This is a genomic window from Cellulosimicrobium sp. EB106-03-01-XG111 (assembly GCF_058792115.1).
In genome coordinates, this window is sequence record NZ_JBYTEQ010000002.1 from 123,604 (window position 1) to 144,604 (window position 21,001).

General features: G+C 72.1%; 27 protein-coding genes. 22 read left to right on the forward strand and 5 right to left on the reverse strand.

The features are described 5' to 3' along the window. Positions 1–12: 12 nt before the first annotated feature. The 22 genes from AC3WT4_RS02565 (at position 13) to AC3WT4_RS02670 (ending at position 17,278) form a co-directional block, all read left to right on the forward strand. Complete coding sequence (locus tag AC3WT4_RS02565) at positions 13–483, forward strand: hypothetical protein (RefSeq protein WP_492314622.1); 471 nt, start codon at positions 13–15, stop codon at positions 481–483. Position 484: 1 nt separating this feature from the next. Continuing rightward, positions 485–739: a hypothetical protein gene (locus tag AC3WT4_RS02570; RefSeq protein WP_492314623.1), complete on the forward strand. Its 255-nt coding sequence runs from the start codon at positions 485–487 to the stop codon at positions 737–739. Beyond that, positions 736–1,107, forward strand: coding sequence for a hypothetical protein (locus AC3WT4_RS02575; protein ID WP_492314624.1), 372 nt, complete (start codon positions 736–738; stop codon positions 1,105–1,107). Before AC3WT4_RS02570 ends, AC3WT4_RS02575 begins: the two co-directional genes overlap by 4 nt. Next, the gene (locus AC3WT4_RS02580) at positions 1,107–1,418 is read left to right on the forward strand and encodes a hypothetical protein (RefSeq protein WP_257418847.1); all 312 of its coding nucleotides are present in this window, start codon (positions 1,107–1,109) and stop codon (positions 1,416–1,418) included. The genes AC3WT4_RS02575 and AC3WT4_RS02580 overlap by 1 nt, the downstream gene beginning before the upstream one ends. Positions 1,419–1,429: 11 nt before the next feature. Beyond that, the gene (locus tag AC3WT4_RS02585; RefSeq protein ID WP_492314625.1) at positions 1,430–1,882 is read left to right on the forward strand and encodes a hypothetical protein; all 453 of its coding nucleotides are present in this window, start codon (positions 1,430–1,432) and stop codon (positions 1,880–1,882) included. A 59-nt stretch (positions 1,883–1,941) separates the two neighbouring features. Then, positions 1,942–2,589, forward strand: coding sequence for a hypothetical protein (locus AC3WT4_RS02590; RefSeq protein WP_492314626.1), 648 nt, complete (start codon positions 1,942–1,944; stop codon positions 2,587–2,589). Positions 2,590–2,677: 88 nt separating this feature from the next. After that, complete coding sequence (locus AC3WT4_RS02595) at positions 2,678–3,049, forward strand: hypothetical protein (RefSeq protein WP_492314627.1); 372 nt, start codon at positions 2,678–2,680, stop codon at positions 3,047–3,049. Between the two features lie 44 nt (positions 3,050–3,093). After that, on the forward strand, positions 3,094–3,474 hold the full coding sequence (locus AC3WT4_RS02600; protein WP_492314628.1) for a hypothetical protein: 381 nt from the start codon (positions 3,094–3,096) through the stop codon (positions 3,472–3,474). A 10-nt stretch (positions 3,475–3,484) separates the two neighbouring features. Further along, positions 3,485–7,393 carry a phage tail tape measure protein gene (locus tag AC3WT4_RS02605; protein WP_492314629.1) on the forward strand — a complete coding sequence of 1,303 codons (3,909 nt, stop codon included), beginning with the start codon at positions 3,485–3,487 and terminating at the stop codon, positions 7,391–7,393. A 9-nt stretch (positions 7,394–7,402) separates the two neighbouring features. Next, positions 7,403–8,365, forward strand: coding sequence for a phage tail family protein (locus AC3WT4_RS02610; RefSeq protein WP_492314630.1), 963 nt, complete (start codon positions 7,403–7,405; stop codon positions 8,363–8,365). After that, positions 8,362–9,564 (forward strand): Gp37-like protein, encoded by a 1,203-nt coding sequence (locus tag AC3WT4_RS02615; protein ID WP_492314631.1) that lies wholly within the window; start codon positions 8,362–8,364, stop codon positions 9,562–9,564. The genes AC3WT4_RS02610 and AC3WT4_RS02615 overlap by 4 nt, the downstream gene beginning before the upstream one ends. A gap of 1 nt (position 9,565) precedes the next feature. Beyond that, complete coding sequence (locus AC3WT4_RS02620; RefSeq protein ID WP_492314632.1) at positions 9,566–10,615, forward strand: hypothetical protein; 1,050 nt, start codon at positions 9,566–9,568, stop codon at positions 10,613–10,615. An 11-nt stretch (positions 10,616–10,626) separates the two neighbouring features. After that, positions 10,627–11,079: a hypothetical protein gene (locus AC3WT4_RS02625; RefSeq protein WP_492314633.1), complete on the forward strand. Its 453-nt coding sequence runs from the start codon at positions 10,627–10,629 to the stop codon at positions 11,077–11,079. Positions 11,080–11,089: 10 nt separating this feature from the next. Beyond that, positions 11,090–11,329, forward strand: coding sequence for a hypothetical protein (locus tag AC3WT4_RS02630; protein WP_389303964.1), 240 nt, complete (start codon positions 11,090–11,092; stop codon positions 11,327–11,329). Between the two features lie 68 nt (positions 11,330–11,397). Further along, positions 11,398–12,276, forward strand: coding sequence for a peptidoglycan recognition protein family protein (locus AC3WT4_RS02635; RefSeq protein WP_492314634.1), 879 nt, complete (start codon positions 11,398–11,400; stop codon positions 12,274–12,276). Then, complete coding sequence (locus tag AC3WT4_RS02640) at positions 12,273–12,446, forward strand: hypothetical protein (RefSeq protein ID WP_389303960.1); 174 nt, start codon at positions 12,273–12,275, stop codon at positions 12,444–12,446. The genes AC3WT4_RS02635 and AC3WT4_RS02640 overlap by 4 nt, the downstream gene beginning before the upstream one ends. Further along, a complete protein-coding gene (locus AC3WT4_RS02645) occupies positions 12,443–12,934 on the forward strand; it encodes a hypothetical protein (RefSeq protein WP_492314635.1) in 492 nt (163 codons plus the stop codon). The genes AC3WT4_RS02640 and AC3WT4_RS02645 overlap by 4 nt, the downstream gene beginning before the upstream one ends. Positions 12,935–12,987: 53 nt before the next feature. Beyond that, on the forward strand, positions 12,988–14,145 hold the full coding sequence (locus AC3WT4_RS02650; protein WP_492314636.1) for a hypothetical protein: 1,158 nt from the start codon (positions 12,988–12,990) through the stop codon (positions 14,143–14,145). 1 nt (position 14,146) lies between these two features. Then, positions 14,147–16,114 (forward strand): metallophosphoesterase family protein, encoded by a 1,968-nt coding sequence (locus AC3WT4_RS02655; protein WP_492314637.1) that lies wholly within the window; start codon positions 14,147–14,149, stop codon positions 16,112–16,114. A 60-nt stretch (positions 16,115–16,174) separates the two neighbouring features. After that, entirely contained in the window at positions 16,175–16,411 is a 237-nt protein-coding gene (locus AC3WT4_RS02660) for a type II toxin-antitoxin system HicA family toxin (protein WP_492314638.1), read from the forward strand. 13 nt (positions 16,412–16,424) lie between these two features. Further along, positions 16,425–16,766, forward strand: coding sequence for a type II toxin-antitoxin system HicB family antitoxin (locus tag AC3WT4_RS02665; protein WP_492314639.1), 342 nt, complete (start codon positions 16,425–16,427; stop codon positions 16,764–16,766). Next, the gene (locus tag AC3WT4_RS02670; protein WP_492314640.1) at positions 16,763–17,278 is read left to right on the forward strand and encodes a hypothetical protein; all 516 of its coding nucleotides are present in this window, start codon (positions 16,763–16,765) and stop codon (positions 17,276–17,278) included. Before AC3WT4_RS02665 ends, AC3WT4_RS02670 begins: the two co-directional genes overlap by 4 nt. Positions 17,279–17,331: 53 nt before the next feature. Here the strand turns inward: AC3WT4_RS02670 and AC3WT4_RS02675 are convergent, their stop codons facing one another. The 5 genes from AC3WT4_RS02675 to AC3WT4_RS02695 all read right to left on the reverse strand — a co-directional run bounded on the left by AC3WT4_RS02675 (position 17,332) and on the right by AC3WT4_RS02695 (position 20,950). Next, complete coding sequence (locus AC3WT4_RS02675) at positions 17,332–17,955, reverse strand: hypothetical protein (RefSeq protein ID WP_492314641.1); 624 nt, start codon at positions 17,953–17,955, stop codon at positions 17,332–17,334. A gap of 470 nt (positions 17,956–18,425) precedes the next feature. Further along, a complete protein-coding gene (locus tag AC3WT4_RS02680) occupies positions 18,426–19,010 on the reverse strand; it encodes a hypothetical protein (protein ID WP_492314642.1) in 585 nt (194 codons plus the stop codon). Continuing rightward, positions 19,007–19,999 carry a DUF2637 domain-containing protein gene (locus AC3WT4_RS02685; RefSeq protein WP_492314643.1) on the reverse strand — a complete coding sequence of 331 codons (993 nt, stop codon included), beginning with the start codon at positions 19,997–19,999 and terminating at the stop codon, positions 19,007–19,009. The genes AC3WT4_RS02680 and AC3WT4_RS02685 overlap by 4 nt, the downstream gene beginning before the upstream one ends. Before the next feature lie 31 nt (positions 20,000–20,030). Beyond that, positions 20,031–20,333, reverse strand: coding sequence for a hypothetical protein (locus AC3WT4_RS02690; RefSeq protein WP_492314644.1), 303 nt, complete (start codon positions 20,331–20,333; stop codon positions 20,031–20,033). A 23-nt stretch (positions 20,334–20,356) separates the two neighbouring features. Continuing rightward, on the reverse strand, positions 20,357–20,950 hold the full coding sequence (locus AC3WT4_RS02695) for a hypothetical protein (protein ID WP_492314645.1): 594 nt from the start codon (positions 20,948–20,950) through the stop codon (positions 20,357–20,359). Positions 20,951–21,001 lie beyond the last annotated feature (51 nt).

Below are 21,001 nucleotides of genomic sequence, written 5' to 3' on the forward strand. Positions count from 1 at the left end.
AGGGGGCTCCACGTGACCGAGCCGACGCCTGACGAGGAGTCCACCGACTTCGCGTCCACGACCGACGTGACGAACGCGTGGCGCCCCCTCACCGCCCAGGAGGCGACCCGAGCCGGGTACTGGCTCGAGGTCGCCTCCCGGCGCGTGCGCAACCGCTGGCCCGACGTCGACGCCCGGATCGCCGACCCGGGCGACAAGCTCAAGAAGCTCGACGTGCGCGACGTCGTCGTGGCGCTGGTCGTCGAGGTCCTCGGCGGCCCGCCCGTGCCGAACGCCCGCTCGTGGCAGGAGCAGGCTGGGTCCGGGACGGAGTCCCGTTCGCGGGCCGTCACGCTCGGCACCGCCGCCCCGAACGACCCCAACGTCTGGGCGTCCTGGATGGTCGAGCTCTTCGAAGGCCCCATCACCGGGGCCCAGCCGCGCGGGTCGTTCCCGCCGCCCGCGAACTACGACCACCTCTTCGGATGGAAGGAGGGCCCCTGACATGGCCCGCACCGCACCGACTCCCGACCCCCAGCCCGCCGACGGCCAGACGCCCACCCCGGGTGCGGCCGCCGCTCAGCCCGCTGCCGTCGCCGCCCAGGAGGCGGCGCCCGAGCAGCCGCCCACCCAGAACCAGCGGCGCGTCGCGCGCGTCGAGGGGGGCCTCGTCCGCTACGGCGCGGTCGAGTACTCGATCGCCGACGCCGTCGAGCTCGGGCTCATCCCGCCTCAGGACGCGCCCGGCCCGGTGCTGTGACGTCCCTGTGGGACCTCGGCGCGGACCAGCATCGCGAGACGCTGGTCTTCGTCGAGGTCGTCCGCGGCCGCCCGGTCGACGGCATCGCGCCGACGAGCGAGGTGCCGCACCCGGTCGACGGCTTCCACGTGGAGCCGATCGGCACCTCCGAGCAGCTCGTCGCCGCCGAACAGGTCACCGCCCGGTGGCGCGCGTCGGGCCCGGTCACGCGCATCGCGCACGCGGGCGGCAAGGTCGTGCGCGACGGCGGCACCGGCGACGAGCTGCAGATCGAGGGCGAGCCGCAGCACTTCGACTCCGGCGGCCCGCTCGACCACACCGAGCTCGTGCTCGTGCGGTGGGGCGGCGGACCGAAGGGCGGTGCCTGATGGCCAAGGTCACGCTCACCCCCGACCTGATCGAGCGCGCCATGCACTCCCCCGCGGTGCTTCGCGCGCTCGACGCGAAGGCTCGGCGGGTCCAGCCCAGAGCCCAGCGCGTGGCCGCGCAGGCGGGCGCTGTGGCGTTCGGCAGGGCGCTGCGTACCACCAGGGGCACCCGCCCTGGCACGAAGGCGCAGGGCGGCGTGAAGCGGCCCTACGCGCGTGTCGAGGCCACGGTCACCGACGAGATGAAGGCAGCCGACGCACGCGCCGTGCTGTCCCGGACGCAGATCCTGCGCCGTGCCGCACGCGCCTGAAGGGAGGACCCATGGCCGAGCTCACGCTCGCACTCCCCGAGCCGGACGCGTCGGGCTCGTGGCCGGACGCCGAGAAGCTCGGCGTGCGCTGGCTCGAGACCCACGTGCCCACCACCGACGTCGCAGGGCAGACCCGCGAGGTCTCGACCTGGCGCGCCGGGGAGATCGGCCCGAACGAGGAGCAGCTGGTCCCGTTCCTCTCGGTCGAGCGTGTCGGCGGCATCGGGCGCGACATCGACCGCGACGTCGACCTCGAGATCGGCGCCTGGGCACCTGACCGCGCCTCGCTGTGGCCGCTCGTCCAGCGCGTCGAGGTCGCGATGCGGGCGCTCGCGGCGAACGGCTCGGAGCAGTACGTCGACGACGTCGCCGAGACGTTCGCGTTCGCGCTCGACCCCTACCGCAACCAGTCCGTGCGCCGCGCGATCGCGACGTACACCCTGACCGTCCGGCCGCTGCGCTGACGGTTCGTCCACCCACCACCCACCAGGCCCCGCATGGGGCCTTCTCTCTTGGAGGTCTCATGGCCGGCGTCATCGTCTCCGACCTCGTCGCGTCCTCGACGCGACGTGACCAGGTCCGCAAGTGGGGCACCCAGCTGCTCGCCGTCGAGGACGGCAGCGCTCCGGTGCCCACCGCGTGGTTCGACACCACCGACCACCGCCCGACCGCGCTGCCTGCGGGTGCGCGCATCCTCGGGTTCATCACGACCGACGGCATGACCCAGGCGAAGTCGATCTCGCGCGAGGGCACCCAGATGGTGCAGTCGCTCGAGAACGTCCGCGACGACATCACGGGCATCGAGCAGACGCTGGCCGTGACGTTCGGTCAGGCGTCCTCGGCGTGGGTGAACGCCCTGTACCACGGCAAGCTGCCGTCGCAGTTCCCCGCCGAGGCGCACGCCCCGTGGATCTACCACGACGGCGAGATCACGGACTACCCGTTCCTGCGCGTCCACGTGCTCATGCAGGACGGCGTCGGGCCGCAGGCGTTCTACCGCTACGAGTACGGCTACTCGGCGAAGATCATCTCGGTCAACGACCGCACCCTGAACCGCACCACCGCGGAGGGCCTGGGCATGACGTTCGGGCTGTTCAAGGACGTCGCGGTCGGCCGCACCCTCACCCGCGCCGAGAACGGCCCGGGCTTCGGGACCGTCGAGCAGGTCTGAGCTGGGAGGCGGGCGGGCGTCGTGGGGAACCACGCCCGCCCGCCTCCCTGCTGGTTCCCCCAGGTTCCCCGAGAAGTGAGGTTCAACCATGGCCAAGACCAAGCAGCGCCGGGCCCCGGTGCGCATGGACAAGTTCAAGCGGCAGTTTTCCGAGGAGGTCATCGGCGAGGGCTCGCTCGTGCCGGTGGAGATCGGCGACGGCGACGTCGTCAAGATCAAGCTGCCGCTCCTGCTCGACGAGGACGACGACTACCAGGACCGGCTGCAGCAGGCGACGCAGTCCGACGAGGAGAACGCGATCCCGCTCGTCGTGCTGGGCGCGAACCCCGACCGCGACGCCGAGGAGCAGTGGGCTGCGTGGCAGGCGGCCGGCTACACGTCGAAGGACCTCGCCGCGATCTACCAGGCCGAGCTGCTCGCCGCGCAGGACCGCCTCCGCGATTTCCGCTACGGGGGCTGATCGAGCTCATCGGCGACGCCCCGGAGGAGATCCGGGCGTCGCTGATGCAGACGTACAGCCCCCGCGACCCGGTCCGGGAGTACATCGCGGGCACGCTCTCGCACGCCGACCTGCGCCTGATGATCGCCTACCTCGGCCCGGACACCCCGTGGGGGCGAGAGCGCAACGGGCCGTGGTCCCAGACGCACCGGCTGCTGCACAGCATCGACACCCAGCTGCGCTACCTGCGCGCCGACGTCGCCGCGATCGTCACCCGCCAGCCGCGTGAGCCCGACCTCTTCCCGCTGCCCGAGCCGACCGAGCGCCAGCTCGAGCAGCTCGACGCCGAGGCCGAGGTCTACCGCGAGCAGCAGGAGGACCTGCTGCTCACGCTGACCGACCCCGCCCGCCGTGAACGGCAGGAGCGGACCACAACCGAAGAGTGAGGGGGTCCCCATGGCCGGCGACGTTGTCTGGCTCGACGTGCTGCCGGCCATGGGGGCGTTCGCCAAGGACCTGCTCGGGGGCTCCACGAAGGCCGCCAGCGAGGCCGGCAGGGCGTCCGGCAAGGCCTGGTCGGGGGCGTTCTCCAGCACCGCCGGGAACGCGGGCACCAAGGCCGTCGTCGACGAGCTCGAGACCGCCAAGAAGCGCACCGAGAAGATCGTCGCCGAGGAGACCCAGGCGATCGCCAAGGCCCGCGCCGCCCAGTCCGACGCGGCCGCCAAGGTCGTGCTCGCCGAGCAGGCGCTCGCGGACGCCCGCTCGAAGTACGGCGAGGACTCCGCGCGCGCGACCGCCGCCGAACTGCGCCTGACCGCCGCGCGCGACCGTCAGGAGGCCGCGGCCACCAAGACGATCTCGGTCGAGGACCGGCTCGTCGCCGCCAAGCGCGAGCACCGCGAGGTCACCCAGCAGCTCGAGAAGGCGACGTCCGACCTCGAGAACGAGACCAGCCAGCAGGCCACCGGGTGGGGCTCGGTACGCGAGTCCCTCGGCCGCGCGAAGGACGGCGCGAAGGACCTCGTCGGCGGACTCGGCGACCTCGTCGTCAAGGCCGCCGCCGTCGCCGGCGCCGCGGCGCTCGTCGCGTCGGCCTGGTCGGGCGCGCTCGAGCTCGACGCCGGCGTGGACAAGCTCACCGCCTCGCTCGACCTCACCGTCACCCAGTCCCAGACCGCCGGCGAGGTCGCGGGCTCGCTGTACGCCGATGCCTACGGCGAGTCGCTCGGCGACGTCTCGACGGCCGTGGGGTCGGTCATGTCGTCGATCGACGGCATGCGCGACGCCTCGCAGGGCGACCTCGAGCAGGTCACCGCGACGGCGCTGAACTTCGCGAAGGCGTTCGACCAGGACGTCTCGGAGGCGACCCGCAACGCCGGGATCCTCATCAAGAACGGGCTCGCCCCGGACGCGATGTCGGCGTTCGACCTCATGACCGGATCGCTGCAGCAGGTGCCCGAGGCGCTGCGCGGCGAGGTCATGGACGCCACCCAGGAGTACTCGGCCTACTTCTCCCAGCTCGGCTTCGACGGGGCGACCGCCATGGGCGTGCTCGTCTCGGCGACGGAGAACGGGCAGTACGGCATCGACAAGATGGGTGACGCTCTCAAGGAGTTCACCATCCGGTCGACCGACATGTCGAAGTCGACGACCGACGCCTACGAGGCTCTCGGCCTGTCCGCCACGGACATGACGAACGCGATCCTCGCTGGCGGCCCTGCGGCGAACGACGCCATGGGCCAGATCGTGCACGCCCTGCAGACCACCGAGGACCCGGCCACGCAGGCGGCCGCGGCGCTCGCCCTGTTCGGCACCCCGCTCGAGGACCTGGGCACGAACAAGATCCCCGAGTTCCTCGGGATGATCGACCCGGCCGGGGACGCGTTCTCCGACTTCTCGGGCACCGCGACGGAGATGGGCGAGACCCTCAACGGCAACGTCTCGACCGGGCTCGAGTCCCTCAAGCGCGGGTTCATGGGCGTGCTCATGGACGGCGTCGAGCCGCTCCTGGGACCGGCCGAGAAGATCCTCGGCTGGGTCGAGGAGAACCCCGCCGCGCTGCAGGCGTTCGGCGTCGCGCTCGGCGCGCTCGCCACCGGGTGGGGCGTGTACACCGCGGCCCAGTGGGCGGCGAACAGCGCGATGCTCGCCTCGCCGGTCACGTGGATCGTCGCGGCGATCGTCGCGGTCGGCGCCGCCGTGTGGGCGATCGTCGAGAACTGGGACGCCGTCGTCGCCTGGGTCAAGGACGTCTGGGAGCCGATCGGCGCCTGGTTCTCCGACCTGTGGGACGGCATCAAGGACGGGCTCGCGACCGTCGGTGACTGGTTCTCCGACCGGTGGCAGGACATCCTCGACGCCGTCGAGCCGGTCGTGACCTGGTTCCAGGACTCCGTCGTGCCCGTCTTCGACGCCGTCTGGGGCGGGATCAAGGCCGGCGCCGAAGGCGTGTGGACCGTGCTGCAGGTCATCTTCGTGACCTGGCTGACGGCGTGGCAGCTCCTCGCGGACGGCATGACCTGGGTCTGGGACAACCTCCTCGCCCCGGTCTGGGAGGCCGTGAAGGTCACCGCGCAGCTCGCGTGGGCGTGGCTCGACGAGAACGTGTTCCTCCCGATGCGCGTCGGGTGGGAGCTGCTCGGCGCCGGGTTCGCGTGGGTCAAGGACAACGTGTTCGTCCCCGTGTGGGACGCGCTCGTGCAGGCCGGCGTCAACGCGTGGAACTGGATCAACCAGTGGGTCATCGCCCCGATGAAGCTCGGCTGGGAGATGCTCGGCGCCGGGTTCGCCTGGGTCAAGGACAACGTGTTCGTCCCCGTCTGGAACACCCTGCTGCAGGCCGGGGTCAACACGTGGAACTGGCTGAACCAGTGGGTCTTCACCCCCATGCGCCTGGGGTGGGAACTCCTCGGCCAAGGCTTCGCCTGGGTCAAGGACAACATCATCCTGCCCGCGTGGAACGCCGTGCAGACCGGGCTGCAGGCCGGGTGGACGTGGATCAGCACCTACGTCTTCGACCCGATCAAGGCGGGGGTCGAGGCCGTCGGCGTCGTGTTCGAGAAGACCAAGGACGTCATCTCCACCGCGTGGGAGAAGGTGAAGGAGGCGGCCGCCAAGCCGGTCAACTTCATCATCGAGACCGTCTACACCAACGGGATCAAGAAGACGTGGGACTCGATCGCCGAGAAGGTCGGCCTCGACCTGCGCCTGCCCGTGGTCAACCCGATCAAGTTCGCCGACGGCGGCGAGCACCACGACGCGCAGATCGCACCCGCCGGGGCATGGCGCGTCTGGGCCGAGCCCGAGACCGGCGGCGAGGCGTACATCCCGCTCGCCCCGGCCAAGCGCGGCCGCTCGACGTCGATCCTCGCGAACGTCGCCGAGCGGTTCGGATACGACCTCGCGCCCCGGGTGCACTTCGCCAACGGCGGGGTGTGGGGCAACATCACCGGCTGGGCCGGGGACGCATGGGACTCCGTCGCGCGCGGCGCGTCGGCCGCGTGGAACTGGGCCGGGGACGCCGCCGAGTCCGTCGCGAAGTTCCTCCAGGACCCGGTCGGGGCGCTCGCGGACCTCATCACGAAGCCGATGAACGCGGTGCTCGCGGGCATCGGTGCGGGCGACCTCGGCACGATCGTGTCGGAGCTGCCGCGCAAGGCCGTGGGCGGTCTCGTCGAGACGGTCAAGGGTCTGGTCACCCGGAAGAACGCGGAGTCGGCGGCGTCCGCGCCGCCGGCGTCTGGCGCGATCGGGTGGCAGCGCATGTCCCAGATCGTGCGCGACCTCATGCCGTGGGCTCGGGTCACGTCGGGCTTCCGGCCAGGCGCGATCACGGCCACGGGGTACCCGTCGATGCACGGGCAGGGTCGTGCGGTCGACCTCGCAGGAGCGGGGTCGATGGACACCGCGGGCATGGCGCGGATCTTCAACACGCTGCGCGCGGCGTACCCGAACAGCTACGAGCTCATCTACTCCCCGATGGGCGCCCAGCAGCTGTACAAGGGACGGCCCTACGTGTACCCCGAGCCGACCAAGGGCATGCACTACAACCACGTGCACTGGGCCATGGCCGACGGCGGGATCCTGCCCGGCGCCGAGCCGATGCAGTACGCGTTCGCGGACGCCGGGGCCGTGCTGCAGCCGGGCTTCACGCTCGTGGAGAACAGACTCGGGCGCCCCGAGACGGTGCTCAACATGTCGCCGGCGGAGATCTCCGCGGCGCTCGCCCGCATGGGCGAGGGCAACGGAGGCGGCGACACCTACGACCTGACCGTCGTCAACCACGAGCGGCCGGTGACGGCGCAGACGCTCGTGCACGCGGCGCGTCAGGTCCAGCTGAAGAACCCGCGCCGCAACGGTTAGGAGGCCGACGTGCCGCAGATCATCCTCGTCTCGGTCCGCACCCTCCCACCGGAGGAGCGGCCGCGGAACTTCACGTGGTCGCTGTGGCTCGAGTCGATGGACGGGCGCACGGTCATCCCGCTCACGCACACCGACTCCCTGGGTCACGTGCTGCTGCAGTCAGGGTTCCTGGGGCTCGGGGTGCCGCCGGTCGATCTCGCGATCGGCGTCACCCCGGGCGTGCCCGGCGGCTCGATCGAGGACGTCACGGTCCTCGCTCGAGACATCACGCTGCCGCTGAAGGTGTGGGGGAACACCGACGCCGAGAAGTGGGAGCACGTCCAGGCGCTTCGGGACCTGACCGACCCCGAGGTCGGGATGCAGCGCGAGGGGAACTTCAAGATCTGCTCGGCCACGCCGACCGGCCCGCGCGAGCTCGTCGTCGCCTACCGCGGCGGGCTCGAGGGCGACATGCACGGCCAGGCGTACTCCGAGCGCATCGTCCTCGACCTCGTCGCACCGCACCCCTACGCGCGCGACCGGGAGCGGCGCACGCTGCCGTTCCCGCTCAGCGGCGGCGGGCCGTTCCTCGCCCCGGCCGGGACGAACCACCCGTGGGGCGCGCTCAAGCTCTCGCCCTCGACCCTCATCAGCAACGACATGCCGGTCGACATGCCGTCGGCGGTGAAGGTCTGGCCCGAGATCGAGCTCGACGGTCCGGCTCCGGAGGGCGCGACGATCATCGCGGACTCGGGCCTGCACCTGGTCATCGACGGCGCGATCCCCGCCGGCTCGACGCTGCGCGTCGTCACCGACCCGCGCGGGCGCTCGGCCCGGCTGGACGGCGTGCCCGCCTGGCAGATGATCTCCCTCGCCTCCCGGTTCCGGCCGTTCACCCGCGGGACGAACCGGCTCGACGTCGAGGTCCCCAACGCCTCCGGAGGAGCGACGCTGCGCCTGGGCTGGCGCGGCGGGTACAGGAGCATGTGGTGAGCGCCGACTGGATGGTGACCCCGCGGCTGCGCGACCTGCGCCGTGGGCCGGACCCGGTCGACGGGTGGACCAAGCTCGAGGTCATCGAGCGGGACAACACCCCCGGCACCTGGGTGCTGACGGGGCCCGCCCGGGCGCTGTCGGTGTTCGAGGCCGGCATGGGCTGCATCCTGACCCGCGACGACGAGCAGATCGTCTCTGGCCAGCTGTGGTCCTACGACCGCGGCGGCGGCGTCGATTCGACGACGGGCCGGATCACCGAGACGATGACGCTCGGGTTCATCGAGGACAACGACGCGTTCTCCGACCGGCTCGCGTGGCAGGTCCCGTCGAAGACCCTGACCGGCACCCTGTCGAAGTTCACCGCCGAGCACGACGTGCGCACCGGCTCGCGCGAGGACCTGATCCTCGCGTACATCCGCGCGAACCTCGGCGCGGGCGCGGTCCCCAACCGCCGCATGGGCGAGCTCGTGCTGCCGGTCTCGCTCGGACGCGGCGGGGCGGCGCGGTTCACCGCCCGGATGAACGACCTCGGCGTCGTCGTGCACGACCTGGCCGAGGCCGCCGGGCTGCGGGTTCGGATCGTGCACGACGAGCAGGCCGGCACGCCGCGTCTGCTCGTCGTCGTCGACGAGGTGCGCGACCTGTCCGACCGGGTGCGGTTCGGCCCGCCGGACACCGCCGCGTCGGGATTCATCACCTCGTGGAAGTACCACTACGAGGACCCCAAGGTCACGCGCCCGATCGCGGCCGCCGGGGGCGAGGGCGTCGACCGGTTCTACGCCCAGAGGATCGACACCGCGGCCGAGGACCTGTGGGGCCGCGGCCGCGAGCGTGCCGTCGACCAGCGCCAGACCAGCGACCAGGGCGAGATCGATGCAGCGATGGACGACGCGATCGCCGAGGGCGCCGCCCCGACCGCGGTCGAGTTCGACGTCGCCGACGGCGTGGACGTTCGCGTGCGCGAGCACTACGGCGTCGGGGACGTCGTGTCCGTCCTGCTCGACGGCCTGCCGCCGCAGCTGCGCGCACGCCCCGTGCGCGAGCTCACGACGACCGTGCAGGCCGCCGGCTCCGCTGCGACCGAGACGGTCAAGGTCGTCGTCGGCTCGCCCGGCGCGACCGCGCACGACGACCCCGACGCCGCCACCATGACCCGGGCGCTCCGGGCGATCCGCACCCTCGAGAGGAGCACCTGACATGCCCCAGCAGTCCGGGCCGATCACCGGCGTCAACTTCACCGACGGCATGTGGCGGGACCTGTTCGGAGACGAGCCCGCGATCGTCGGCGACGTCAACGGCACCGCCTACCAGATCACCACCCCGACGAGCACCGACCAGGTCCTCATCGGCTCCCCGTCCCAGGACTCGATCGCGCGCGTGGGCGGCTTCGCGCACAAGATCCCCGCCGGGCAGACCGAGCCGCTGACCGTGCCGCCGTCGACCGACAGCTCCGTCGGGCGCACCGACCTCATCGTGTGCCGGTACGACCCCACCTGGGGCGCGCAGGAGCCCGGCCCCGTGAGGCTGCACCGCATCGCCGGGGTCGAGGGGTCCAACGCGCGCCCGGCCTACGACGGTGGCCCGCCCGGGATCGAGGACCTCGTCCACTACGCGATCACCCGCAAGCAGGGCCAGGCCCTCAACCAGGCCGCCGTCGTCGACCTGCGCACCCGCACGGGCCCGAGCCTGCTCCTGACCAAGGACGACGAGCTCCCCACGAACGTGCCCCTCGGCACCCGCGCACGCCGCGGCCGCGGTGAGTTCGTCCGCGAGCTCGCCGGGAGCCCCGGCCAGCCGGCCTGGGTCAGCACCGGCGCCGGGCGCCTCATCGCGGTGTACCAGTTCGCGTTCGCGAACCTGCCGCCGTCGGGCATCCCGGGCCGCCAGGAGACCTGGCAGGTGTGGGGCGCGTCCCCGCAGATCGTCGGCTCCGTCGCGATCCCCGACCCCGGCGTCCCGTACCGGGTCGAGGCGGTCGTGGCGGGGTTCTTCGGCAACGAGGCGGACAACAACAACACCCGGTGGGACTTCGACGCCCTGGTCGGCGCGACGCAGATCAGCTCCTGGGTCGGGTCGAACGCGTTCAACCAGTCGAACCAGTGGAAGGAGTACCACGCCGCAGTGTCGGCGCAGGTGTTCACCGGGGCCCAGACGTTCTCCCTACGCACACGCCGCATCTACGGCACGGGGTACGGCGCCGTCGCGCGCGCGAACCGCGGCGGCCGCGTCGCGATCTACGAAGCGTGAGGGCGGCGAGCATGAGGAGCGGAAGCACCGTCGCCCGGGCGCTGCGCCGCGCGTGGCAGAAGGTCCGCGAGCCGCGCGTCATCTCCGTGGCGTACTTCGCGATGTACGCGAGCGGCGTCGCGGCCGGCGTGTACGCGACGGTCTCGCCGCCGGCGTCGATCGAGGGTCAGATCGGGTCGTCCGCCATGGCGGCGCTGACCGTGCTGCTCTCGTTCGGCTGCGCGCTCGGCACGGTCGCGGCGCTGCCGGGGATCTACTGGCTCGAGCGGTCCGCGGTGCTGTCGATCGCGCTCGCCGCCGGCATCTACCTCGCGATCCTCACCACGCTGCAGGTGCAGCAGCCGGGGAACCGGATGCTGCAGGCGTGGTTCGTGTCGTTCGTCCTCGGCATGCAGCTCGTCAGGTGGGTGAGGGTGAGCGAGCGACCGTACCGCCCGGTCGACGCCCACCCGGCAGACGTCTGAGGGGGCACGCGTGGAGACCTGGGCGCTACTGCTCACCGCGATCGGCGCGGGCGGCATCATCACCAAGCTCGTCGACAACATCGTCGCCTGGCTCAAGGGCCGTCAGGCCGAGGAGCGCGACGCGTGGGCCGAGCGCGACAAGGAAGCGCGGGCCCGCCGCATCCTCGAGGACGCTCTGCACCGCACCCGCCGGATCGCGGCCGACCGTGGCGCGACCGACGACGAGCTCGGCCCCTGGCCGAAGTACTGACCACCCACCCACCAGCCCCGGCTGCCGCACGGCGTCCGGGGCTTCGTCATGCCCAGGAGGTTCCACCCATGGTCACCACCCGCCAGGACCTCGCGCCCGCGTCGGTCATCCGCTCGATGACCGACGGCCCGGGCTCGAGAGCCGTCGGCATCCTGTTCCACGAGACGGCGAACAAGAGCCGTGGCGCGAACGCCGCGGCGCACGCCCGGCTGCAGAAGCGCGGCAACGTGCGCAACGCGTCGTGGAACTGGACCGTCGACGACACCGAGGCCGTGCAGTCGTTCGCGAACGGGATCAAGACCTGGTCGGCCGGTCGCGGCGGGCTGCACTACGTCTCGGTCGAGATGTGCGTGAACCCCGACGGCGACTACGCCCGCACGGTGCAGAACGCGATCGAGCTCGCGCAGTGGCTGCGCTCGATCGGCGTCGGGCCCCAGCTCAAGAACCACCACGACATCACCGGGAAGAACTGCCCCACGCAGCTCCTGGCCGGTGCCGAGGGCGGCTGGGCGGGCATGGTCGCGCGCATCAACGGGGCGGCCCCGGCGCGTCCCGTCCCGGCTCCGCCGAGCGGGAAGCTCGACGAGGACGGGTTCGAGGGCTCCGGCACGCTCGGCGCGATGCAGCGCGCGATCGGCTCGGCGAACCCCGACGGCACGCTGTCCGCGCCGTCGAACTTCACGCGCGCGCTGCAGCGCTTCCTCAACGCCCGCGGCTTCCGCGACTACGACGGGCGCGCGCTCGATGTCGACGGCGTCGGCCACCGGCAGAACGTCCCGTCCGCCGTCATCAGCCGCACGCGCACGGACTACGCGTTCCAGCAGTACCTCGAGACCACGCCCACCGGCCGCGCCCGCGGCTACGTCGGCGACGGCGAGTGGGGCCGCCCGAGCACCGGCGTGAAGATCATCCAGGCCGAGCTCAACGCCGGCCGCCTCTTCCGGTGAGCCCCCGCACCCGGCGCGCCGCCCTCGCGGCGGCGCGCCGCATCCCTCTGGCCCTGGCCGGGGGCGCCGTCGCGCTCGCGCTCGGCGTCCTCGGCCTGCTGGCTGTCCTGCACCTCTTCCTCGTCGAGCCCCTGCGGGTGCTCGCCCACCTGATCGGAGCCATCCCGTGATCCGTCGTGCCCTGTCCATGCTCTCCGCGGCGTTCCTCGCCGCCTGCCTGCTCCTGGTCGTCACGTCGACGACCGCGACCGCCGTCGTGCTCGCCGGCACCGGGACCGCGGTCCCCGTCGTCGCGTTCACGCTCGACCCGCTCGCCGTCGTCCAGCTCTGCATCGCGGTCCTCCTGCCCGTGCTCGTCGGGCTCGTCACCACCCGCGTCACCTCGAGCGGCGCCAAGGCGACGCTGCTCGCCGCCCTCTCGCTGCTCTCGTCCCTGCTCGTCGAGCTCGCACGCGCCCTCACCGACGCCGTCACCTACGACCTCGGCGTCGCGCTCCTCGCCGCGCTGCCAGCGTTCGTCGTCTCCGTCGCCACCCACTACGGCCTGTGGAAGCCGGTCGGTGTCACCGACAAGGTCCAGGCCGTCGGCCGACACACCGCACCCACCGGCCCCGACGGCGTCCCGGACATCACGTCCCTCCCGCGCGACGAGCGCTGACCCCCGCACGCCCGCCGCGCACGAGACGCCCGACCGAGTAGGAGCCCCACGCCATGGCCCTGGTCCGCTACGACCTGTCCCCCGTCCGCGACATGTTCACCGGCGAGATGCGCACGCAGCTGGTCGGGCAGACCGTGCGCGTCGTCCTGCGCGACACGACCACGCCCGCGCAGATCTTCGAGGACAAGGACGGCACCGTCCCGATCGCGAACGCGCGGCTCGCGGTCCTGCCCACGTTCGCGGTCCCGACGTTCTTCCACGACCCCGCGAACGGCCTCATCGACTGGCTCGACGAGGGCACCGGCGCTCGCGGCCCCATCACCTCCGAGCAGGGCTACGCCGACCTCGCCGCCGCGGCGATCGCCGGCGTCGAGCAGCTGCGCAACGAGCTCGAGTCCGGGGAGCACGGCGGCGGCGTCGACGACGGCGGGATCGGGCAGCTCGTCGCCGACCCCGCGTCCGCGACTGCCCAGGCGCTCGCGGCGCTGTACGGGGCGGGGATCATCGTGGTGGACCTCGACGCGCCGGAGGTGACCGAGCCGGAGGGGGCGCTCGTGATCCGCGTCGGCTCGGGCCCGGCGCCCGAGCCGGTCGTCTACGCGCGCGACCTGTTCGAGCGGGTCGTCGCGGCGGGATGGGGCGCAGCCGACATCGGCGGGTCGTGGACCGTGATCTCGACCGCGAAGACGTCGGTGTCGGGCGGGCGCGCACGCGTGCAGACCGTCGCGTCCGAGACGCAGGGCGGCATGCTCCCGGGCTTCTCGCAGGACGACACCGAGGTGCACGTCGTCGTCGCACTGGACTCCCCCACCGCGGGCGCACGGATCGCGCGCGTGCAGCAGCGCCGGCAGTCCTCGACGGTCTTCCAGCAGGTGTCGGTGCGCCAGTACGGGTCCGCGCACGCGAGCTCCCCGGGCCGGGTCGACGTCAGCTTCGACGAGTCGTCGTACACGACCGGGGTCCTGACCGGGGTGGCCGCGGGCGCGCTGGTCCACATCCGCTCGCGGGTGACGGGCTCGGCGCCGACGACGCGGCAGGTCAAGGTCTGGCTCGACGGGACGCCGGAGCCCTCTGCGTGGACGGCGACCACGACGACGGCCACCGGCCCGCAGTCGGGCGGCGGGTACGCGGGCATGTACTTCTACTCCACGGGCTCCGAGCCGGGCACCGCCCAGCACTCGGTCGATCTGTTCGAAGTCCTGGGGGTGTGACATGGCGCTCGTAGCTCCGCAGCGGCGCGCGTGGGGCGCGACCGCGCTCCTGTCCGCGACCTCCGTGACGGTCACACCACCGCCCGGGGCGGCCGCGGGCGACCTGCTCGTGTTCGCCGTGACGGGCGCAGACCCGTCGGCGACGACGATCACCCCGCCCGCGGGCGTGCACACCGTGCTCGGGCGGCAGTCGTTCGGGACGCGCATCGCCTACGTGTTCGCGGCGGTGTGCGCGTCGGCGACGCAGGCGTTCGTGTTCGAGATCTCGTCGCCGACGTCGGTCCACGTCGCGACGATGGCGATCCGCACGACGTCCTCGCCCGCGTCCCTCACGGTCGGACCGGTGTGGAAGCGGGCAGGGTCCTCGAACCAGATCAAGGCCGAGGCCGTGAGCGTGCCCGAGGCGGGCGCGCTCGTGCTCGGGCTGCTGTTCGAGGCGAGCTCGGCGAACGAGAAAGAGACCGACGTCTCCTCGTCCGGGCTCGCGCGCTGGTTCTTCTCCCGGCAGACCGCCGGGTCGGAGACCGTCGCGGCCCACTTCTCCGACGCGTCCGCCGTCGGGCTGACGTCCGAGGTGAACGCGACCTACCTCAACGCATCGAGCAACGGCATGGGCGTGCAGCTCGTCGTCCCGGCCGCGCCGGGCGGCGCGACTCCGCCACCGACGGCGTCCTACGCCACGATCACCCAGCAGACCTTCAACTCTCTGCGGGTGGGCGCCAAGACGACCGACGCCGCGACGATCACCGCCGTCGCGCGGCCCGTCGGCAGCGGGACACCGGTCACGATGTCCCCCGTCGTGCCCCCGCCGTCGGGGTGGGTGTCGGTGAAGGTCGACGGGCTGACGGCCGGGCAGGTCTACGACGTCGAGCTCATCTCGGCCGGGCAGGTGCTCGCGACCGCGCGCGGGACGACCCTGACCCCGGAGCGCGCGCCGTTCGTCGTGCTCACCGGCTCGTGCCAGGCGAACAACTCCGACCCGCTGGTGTTCGACCAGATGCGCGCCGAGGGCGCGGCGTTCTTCGTCCACCAGGGCGACCTGCACTACCGCGACACCCAGGACGAGCCGACCTGGCGCGCGGGCGTCGACCTCGCCCTGTCGACCCCCAGGATGCGCGCGTTCATCGCGTCCACGCCCCTGACGTGGCGGTGGGACAACCACGACTGGGGCGGGTCGCTCACGTGGCGCGAGTCCCCGATCGGCGCCTTCGCCCCGGCCGCGTTCCGCGAGCTGTTCGGCACCGACTTCCCCCACCCGCGCGCGACCTACCAGACGTGGGTCCACCGCGGCGTGCGGTTCGTCGACACCGACCAGTGGACGATGCGCGACCAGGCCCTGACCACGCCGTCGACGGACGCCACGCCGGGCAAGTCCATGTGGGGCATCGAGCAGCGCACCTGGTTCTTCCAGACCCTGCTCGCCGCGACCGAGCCGCTCATCGTGTGGTTCCCCTCTTTCCCGCTGTACTCCAACCGGATCGGCAACGGGCGCTGGGGGAACTACCTCGACGAGGTCGCCATCATCGACGCGTTCCTCGACGAGCACCCCGAGATCCGCGCGCGCCTGGTCGCGGTCGGCGGCGACTCGCACAGCGTGTGCGCCGACGACGGCACGAACACCATGTGGCACGTCCCGAGCCTGAACGCGTCCCCATTCGCCCAGGCAGGCGGCCTCGCGTCCGGCACGTGGAACATCGCCAACCTCGACGTCGACGACGCCCGCGGCTACTACTCCCGGCTCTCGTTCGACTGGACGGCCGACGACGTCGAGCTCACGTGGGACGCCGTGCAGGACGACGGCGCGGTCATGGCGACCTGGTCGCGCGCGTTCCCCATCGACTGGGGCGAGGCCCCGGTCCCGCCCGGCGCCGGACTCGGGTTCGTCGCCGGCGGCCGTGAAGTCCCGGCCCAGCTCTCCGTCGTGCGCGACGGGCGCGAGGTTCCAGCGTTGGGCGTGAACCAGGTGTGACCGCGGACGTCCACGACTTCACCCTTGCGCCCTCAGCACAACCATGGGAGTGTCTCGCCCGTGGCCCAGTTCCCATCGATGAAGTCGGGCGCGCTGGAGCGCCTGCTCGGGAGGAAGCCGCTGGAGTACACAGTCGCGCGTCGGAATGGCTCCCACAGAGTGCTTGTTGCTGAGGGTAGGCCGACGCTCGTCTTCGCTTACCATGACGGTGTGACAGTGCCACCCGGCATGGTGCGGAAGATCCTGTGCAAGGACGTAGGCCTCACCGAGGACGAGGCGCTGGCACTCATCTACTAGAGGGAGCGGAACAATGGTGGCAACGGTTGTATACCACCACGAAGAGGGAACTTGGTGGGCTGAGTCGGACGACCTGCCCGGCTTCTCTGCCGTGGCCGACGATCTCGCCAGCACGCAGCAGCTCGTTCGCGAGAGCCTTCGGGAGCAGTCGGTTCCGGTCGACGACGTAGTAGAGCTCCTCGACACTGGTGCAATGCTCACTCCGCGGCCGTTCGCACGGGCACGGGGTGCTTACCGACGCGCAGTTGTAGATTTCCGGTCCCCCGTCTCGGCGCTCCCGTCGCGACGCCCCGTGGTGGCACCTGTCCCGGTGGCTGCCGCGCACGTCGCGCCGCTCGCTGGGATGCACGCATGAGCGTCGTCTCTGAGAACGCGGCATTGACGCTCATTCTCGCGGACTTCGCCAACAACGACGCCGGTGGCAAGCTCAACGTGATCGGTGGCGGCATCCAGGCGATCGGGTACGAGTTCACCCAGGGCACGACCACCAGGTTCTCCGTGATCGCGCAGGTCGAGCTCGATTCGCAGTACTGCCCTCAGGATTTCGTGATTGAGCTCACGCTCACCGACGAGTCTGGCGCGCCGGTGCCACTCCCGGGACAACCTCAATCTTCCGTCGGCGGCGTGCCGCAGAGCCTCCGCATCGGCCAAGCCGTCAAGATCGAGAAACCAGCGGTCCAGGGGTTCCCTACTTTCCCGGCCTCGATTCCGGGGCGAGTCGGCCTCGTGATCGACTTCGGCAACGGGATCCCCGTCCCCGCGGGCCAGGCTTACGCATGGCAGCTGCGGGTCGACGGCGACGGCGACAGCGCGGTGACCGCACCGTTCTTCGTGCCCGGGCCGCCGTCCCTGCCCGTGGTCGGGTAGCGCAACCTCGTTAGCGCCCCCGCTCGGCTTCGGCCGGGCGGGGGCGCTCTTCGTCATGCGCCCTGTGAGCTAAGCCCGTAGTCGGGGTCAAGCTCGAGCGCCTTGAGGACGAGCGGCTCGTACCCCGCCACGACGATTCGCCCTAGGGCGAGGACGGCCAGCTCGATCTGCCGTGGTGAATCGACGAGCCCTTCGCTGATCAGCTGGTGCCGCACGCGAGCCATGCCCACATGGACGCCGCCCTCGTCGTTCGCGAGCTGCGAGATGAGGTCTCTCACGGTGTGGATCACCGGGCCCGAATCAGCTACTGCCCCGGTTACGTGCAGCGACAAGAACTCTTCCATCGTGCCGCGGGTGGCCTTCGCGCCCGGCCGGGCGATCCCGCCCTCGATCAGCAACGCCTCTGCGACCTTCGGGTCCGAGTAGAGCGTGAGCGTCGTCCTTCGTCCATCCGACCCGGCGATCGGGTACCAGGTGAACACCGGCCGCTGCTGCAGGTGTGCGCTCGCGCGGGGTCCGAGTGCCTTGCCGTCGACCAGTAGCCGACGCAGCAGGCCGCTCGCCTGCATCAGGTCGTAGTACGACGCGGTGAGACGCACGCGCGAACGCAGGTCCTCGACCGTGTCGACGAAGCACCGGATCATCGTCTGGCGATCGTCCTCGGGAAGCTCGCTCATGCGGACTGATTCTGCCGTGCGGACGCGACGGAGTCTCGGGTGAAACCTGTCAGGACGCGCGGCGTCCGGCGGTCGGGTCGAGCACGGAGACGCCCTGCGGGCTGATGCCCATGATCGTCGCGACGTCGCGCACCGGCAGACCCTCGCCGCGCACTCGAACGTGTGTTCGATTCGGTGCGAGCATAGTCGGGTGGACGAGACGCGCTGGCCCGGGTGGGTAGAGGTCCGGCGGGGCCGGTGGCTCAGGGTCCCACCGCGCCAGTGCCCTGCGTGCGCGGCCGCGTGGGATCTGCACCGCGGCCGCCCTGGCGAGGGCTTCGTCCGCTGCGGGTGCGTCGAGCCGTTCTGGCACACGCTGTGGACGTGCCCCCTGTGTGGAGCGCTCGTGGCGGAGGGTTGCCGCGACGTGTCGAGCTGGCACGTCCACACGACGCCGGTCGCCCGGGCGCAGGTCCGGCGCTGGGCCGTCGCTAGTGCAGGCTCGCCTCCCAGTCGGCCTTGACCTGCGCATGCTCAGGGCACAGCGTGTCGGGCGCGTTGAGGATCATCGACCACACGAAGTCGCCGAACACGTTCATGGAGTCCTGCTCGGCGTTCGCGCCGGCGGCCTCGTACATCTCCATGAAGATCTCGTCGAGCGTCCGGCCCGCGCCGATCTCCCTGCACACGGTCGTCCCGGCCTCGAGCACCTGCGCGTTGGTGACCTCCGCGAGCTGTTCCTCGCCGAGGAACAGTGCCGGGTTCCCGACCTTCGTGCGCGCTACGTAGACCGCCTCCGGTCCATGCGTCGCCAGGGCGTCGTCGAGCGCGAGCGTCGCGTCTCCGTTGATCGACACGAGGTCGTCGATCGTCAGATCGTCGAGGTCCGCCGCGCCTTCCGCGGTGTCCGTGGGCTCCGGCTCGACGGTGTCCTCGGTCGGCTCCGGCTCGGCGGACACCGTCGTGGACGCGGACGGCGTCGTGTCCGTCGCGAACCCCGGGTCGTTCTGTCCGCCGCACGCGGCCGTCGCCAGCACGAGCCCGACCACGACTGCTGCCCCCCGCACGACCTTCATGCCGGGGAGCCTACGGCGTCCGGCACCAGGTCGAAGGCGGGCTGTCCGGACTTCACCCGGCGCGTGGTGTCCGTCTGTCCGGCGCGGACCTCGCGGACGACCCGGCAGACGCCCGTCTTGTCGAGCCCGGTCGTCGCGGCGATCTCCCGTCCGGACATGTCCGTCGTCAGGGCGAGACGGACGATCTCCTCGTGACGCTCGGCGACCCGTCCACGCGGCACCGCCCGCGTCGTCCGCCCGGCGTGCTGACGTCCGCTGTCCGTCCTGGCGTCCGTCGGCGCGGTGTCCGCGTGGTGCAGCTCGGACGTGCGCTCGGTGGCGAGGACGACCGTGACGGCGCCGGGCACCGCGGCGAGCGTCTCGACGTCGACGGCCGGGGGCAGCGCGCTCGGGCTGGTGGTGTCCGTGGCCGGGGTGTCCATGACCGCGAGCACGACCAGTGAGACGTCCGTGCCCGTCTGTCCGGCGCTCGCGGCGTCCGTCGTGGTGTCCGCGTCCGTCGTCGTCGCGGCGTTCGGGCGGGCGATCATCCGGTCGGCGATCTCGTGCGTGCCGAGCGCTGACCCGATCGGGAACAGCACCGCGAGCACGACGCCGGCCACGCCCTGCCAGCCGCCCGGGCCGTAGGCCCACGCGTGCGCGCCGTTCGCGGCCGCGGACACCGCCGTCCACAGTGCGACCCAGGTCCAGGGCCGGACGGTGCTCTCGTGCCGCGCCCGGGCCGCCAGCGCGCTGTAGGTGTAGACGAGGATCGCGCCGTCGATGAAGAGTGGCACGAGCGGCGCGAGCGCGACCGGGACCGCGGCCCACGGGGCGATCGCGGACAGGCCGGCGAACGAGAGCGTGAACGAGAACCCGACAAGCGCGGTCGTCGCGAGCATCGCGGTCACGAGCGCGGGGACGGTGTCCGGGTTGATGCGCGCGCCGCGCGTCACGGGCGCCGTCGGACCGGCGAGCTTGGCGCTCGCGGCGAGGGTGGTGGTCGTCATGACAATCTCCTGGTGGCTCATGAGGAACGGGTCAGTCGCGGGCGGTGTCGGCGGTGCGGGTCCAGACCGTCCGCAGGCTGCGGCCGGTGGGGCTGACGGTGATCGCCTTGCCATCGACGATCACGAGGCGGTGCGCGCGGGGGTAGTAGCGGTCGCGCAGCGCCTCGACGGCGGCGTCGTGCTCGGCCATGCGCCGCATGAGCGCGTCGATCTGCTCGCCGTCCGTGAAGTCGATCTGGCGGGCGCTCGCGGCGACGGCCGCGTTGATGGCCTCGCGCTCGTCGTCGAGCTCGGCCGCGCGGGCGGCGAAGTCGGGGTGGGGCTGGGTGGTCATGACGGTTCCCTTCGCTGGGTGGCTCAGCGGCGCGCGAGGGCGATGGCCGCCCGGACGGCGGCGATCGAGGCCGAGGACGGCGGGGAGGCGGCGGCGTGCGCCGCCTCGTCGCGCAGCTGCTGCTGCACGGATGACGGCGCGGGACGCACACCCCAGCGGGGTGCGCCCGTCTTCCTCCTGAAGGAGGGGAAGGGGCGTCGTGGTGTCATGTTGGGGGCGGGCCGAGTGGCCCCTCCCTCGCGGGCGGCGTGCGCCCGGGTGCGCGCGTCCTTCGCGGCGCGGGCGCGGGGCAGGAGGTCGACGAGGGCGCGCTTCGTGACCGCGAGGAGGGACGCGACGCCGTGCAGGCCCTGGCGGGCGCCGCGGCGGACCTGGACGACGATGCCGCGCTCGGTCAGCCACGTGCGTGCGCGGGCCACGGTGCGCACGGAGACGCCGGCGCGCTCGGCGGTCTGGGCGTCGGTCGTCTCCGCGATCCCGGTGCGCGCGTCGGCGACGCGGGCGAGCGCGAGGAGGTACGTCCTCACGGACTGGGGGGCGTCGCGCAGCTCGCCCCACCCGGAGGCGGCGAGGGCGTCGACGATGCGCCACAGGGGCGCGTGAGCGTTGATCCGCACCGCCGGTGTCGGGGGTGCGCTGATAGCGTGGCCGGTAGCCATGGAGAGCCC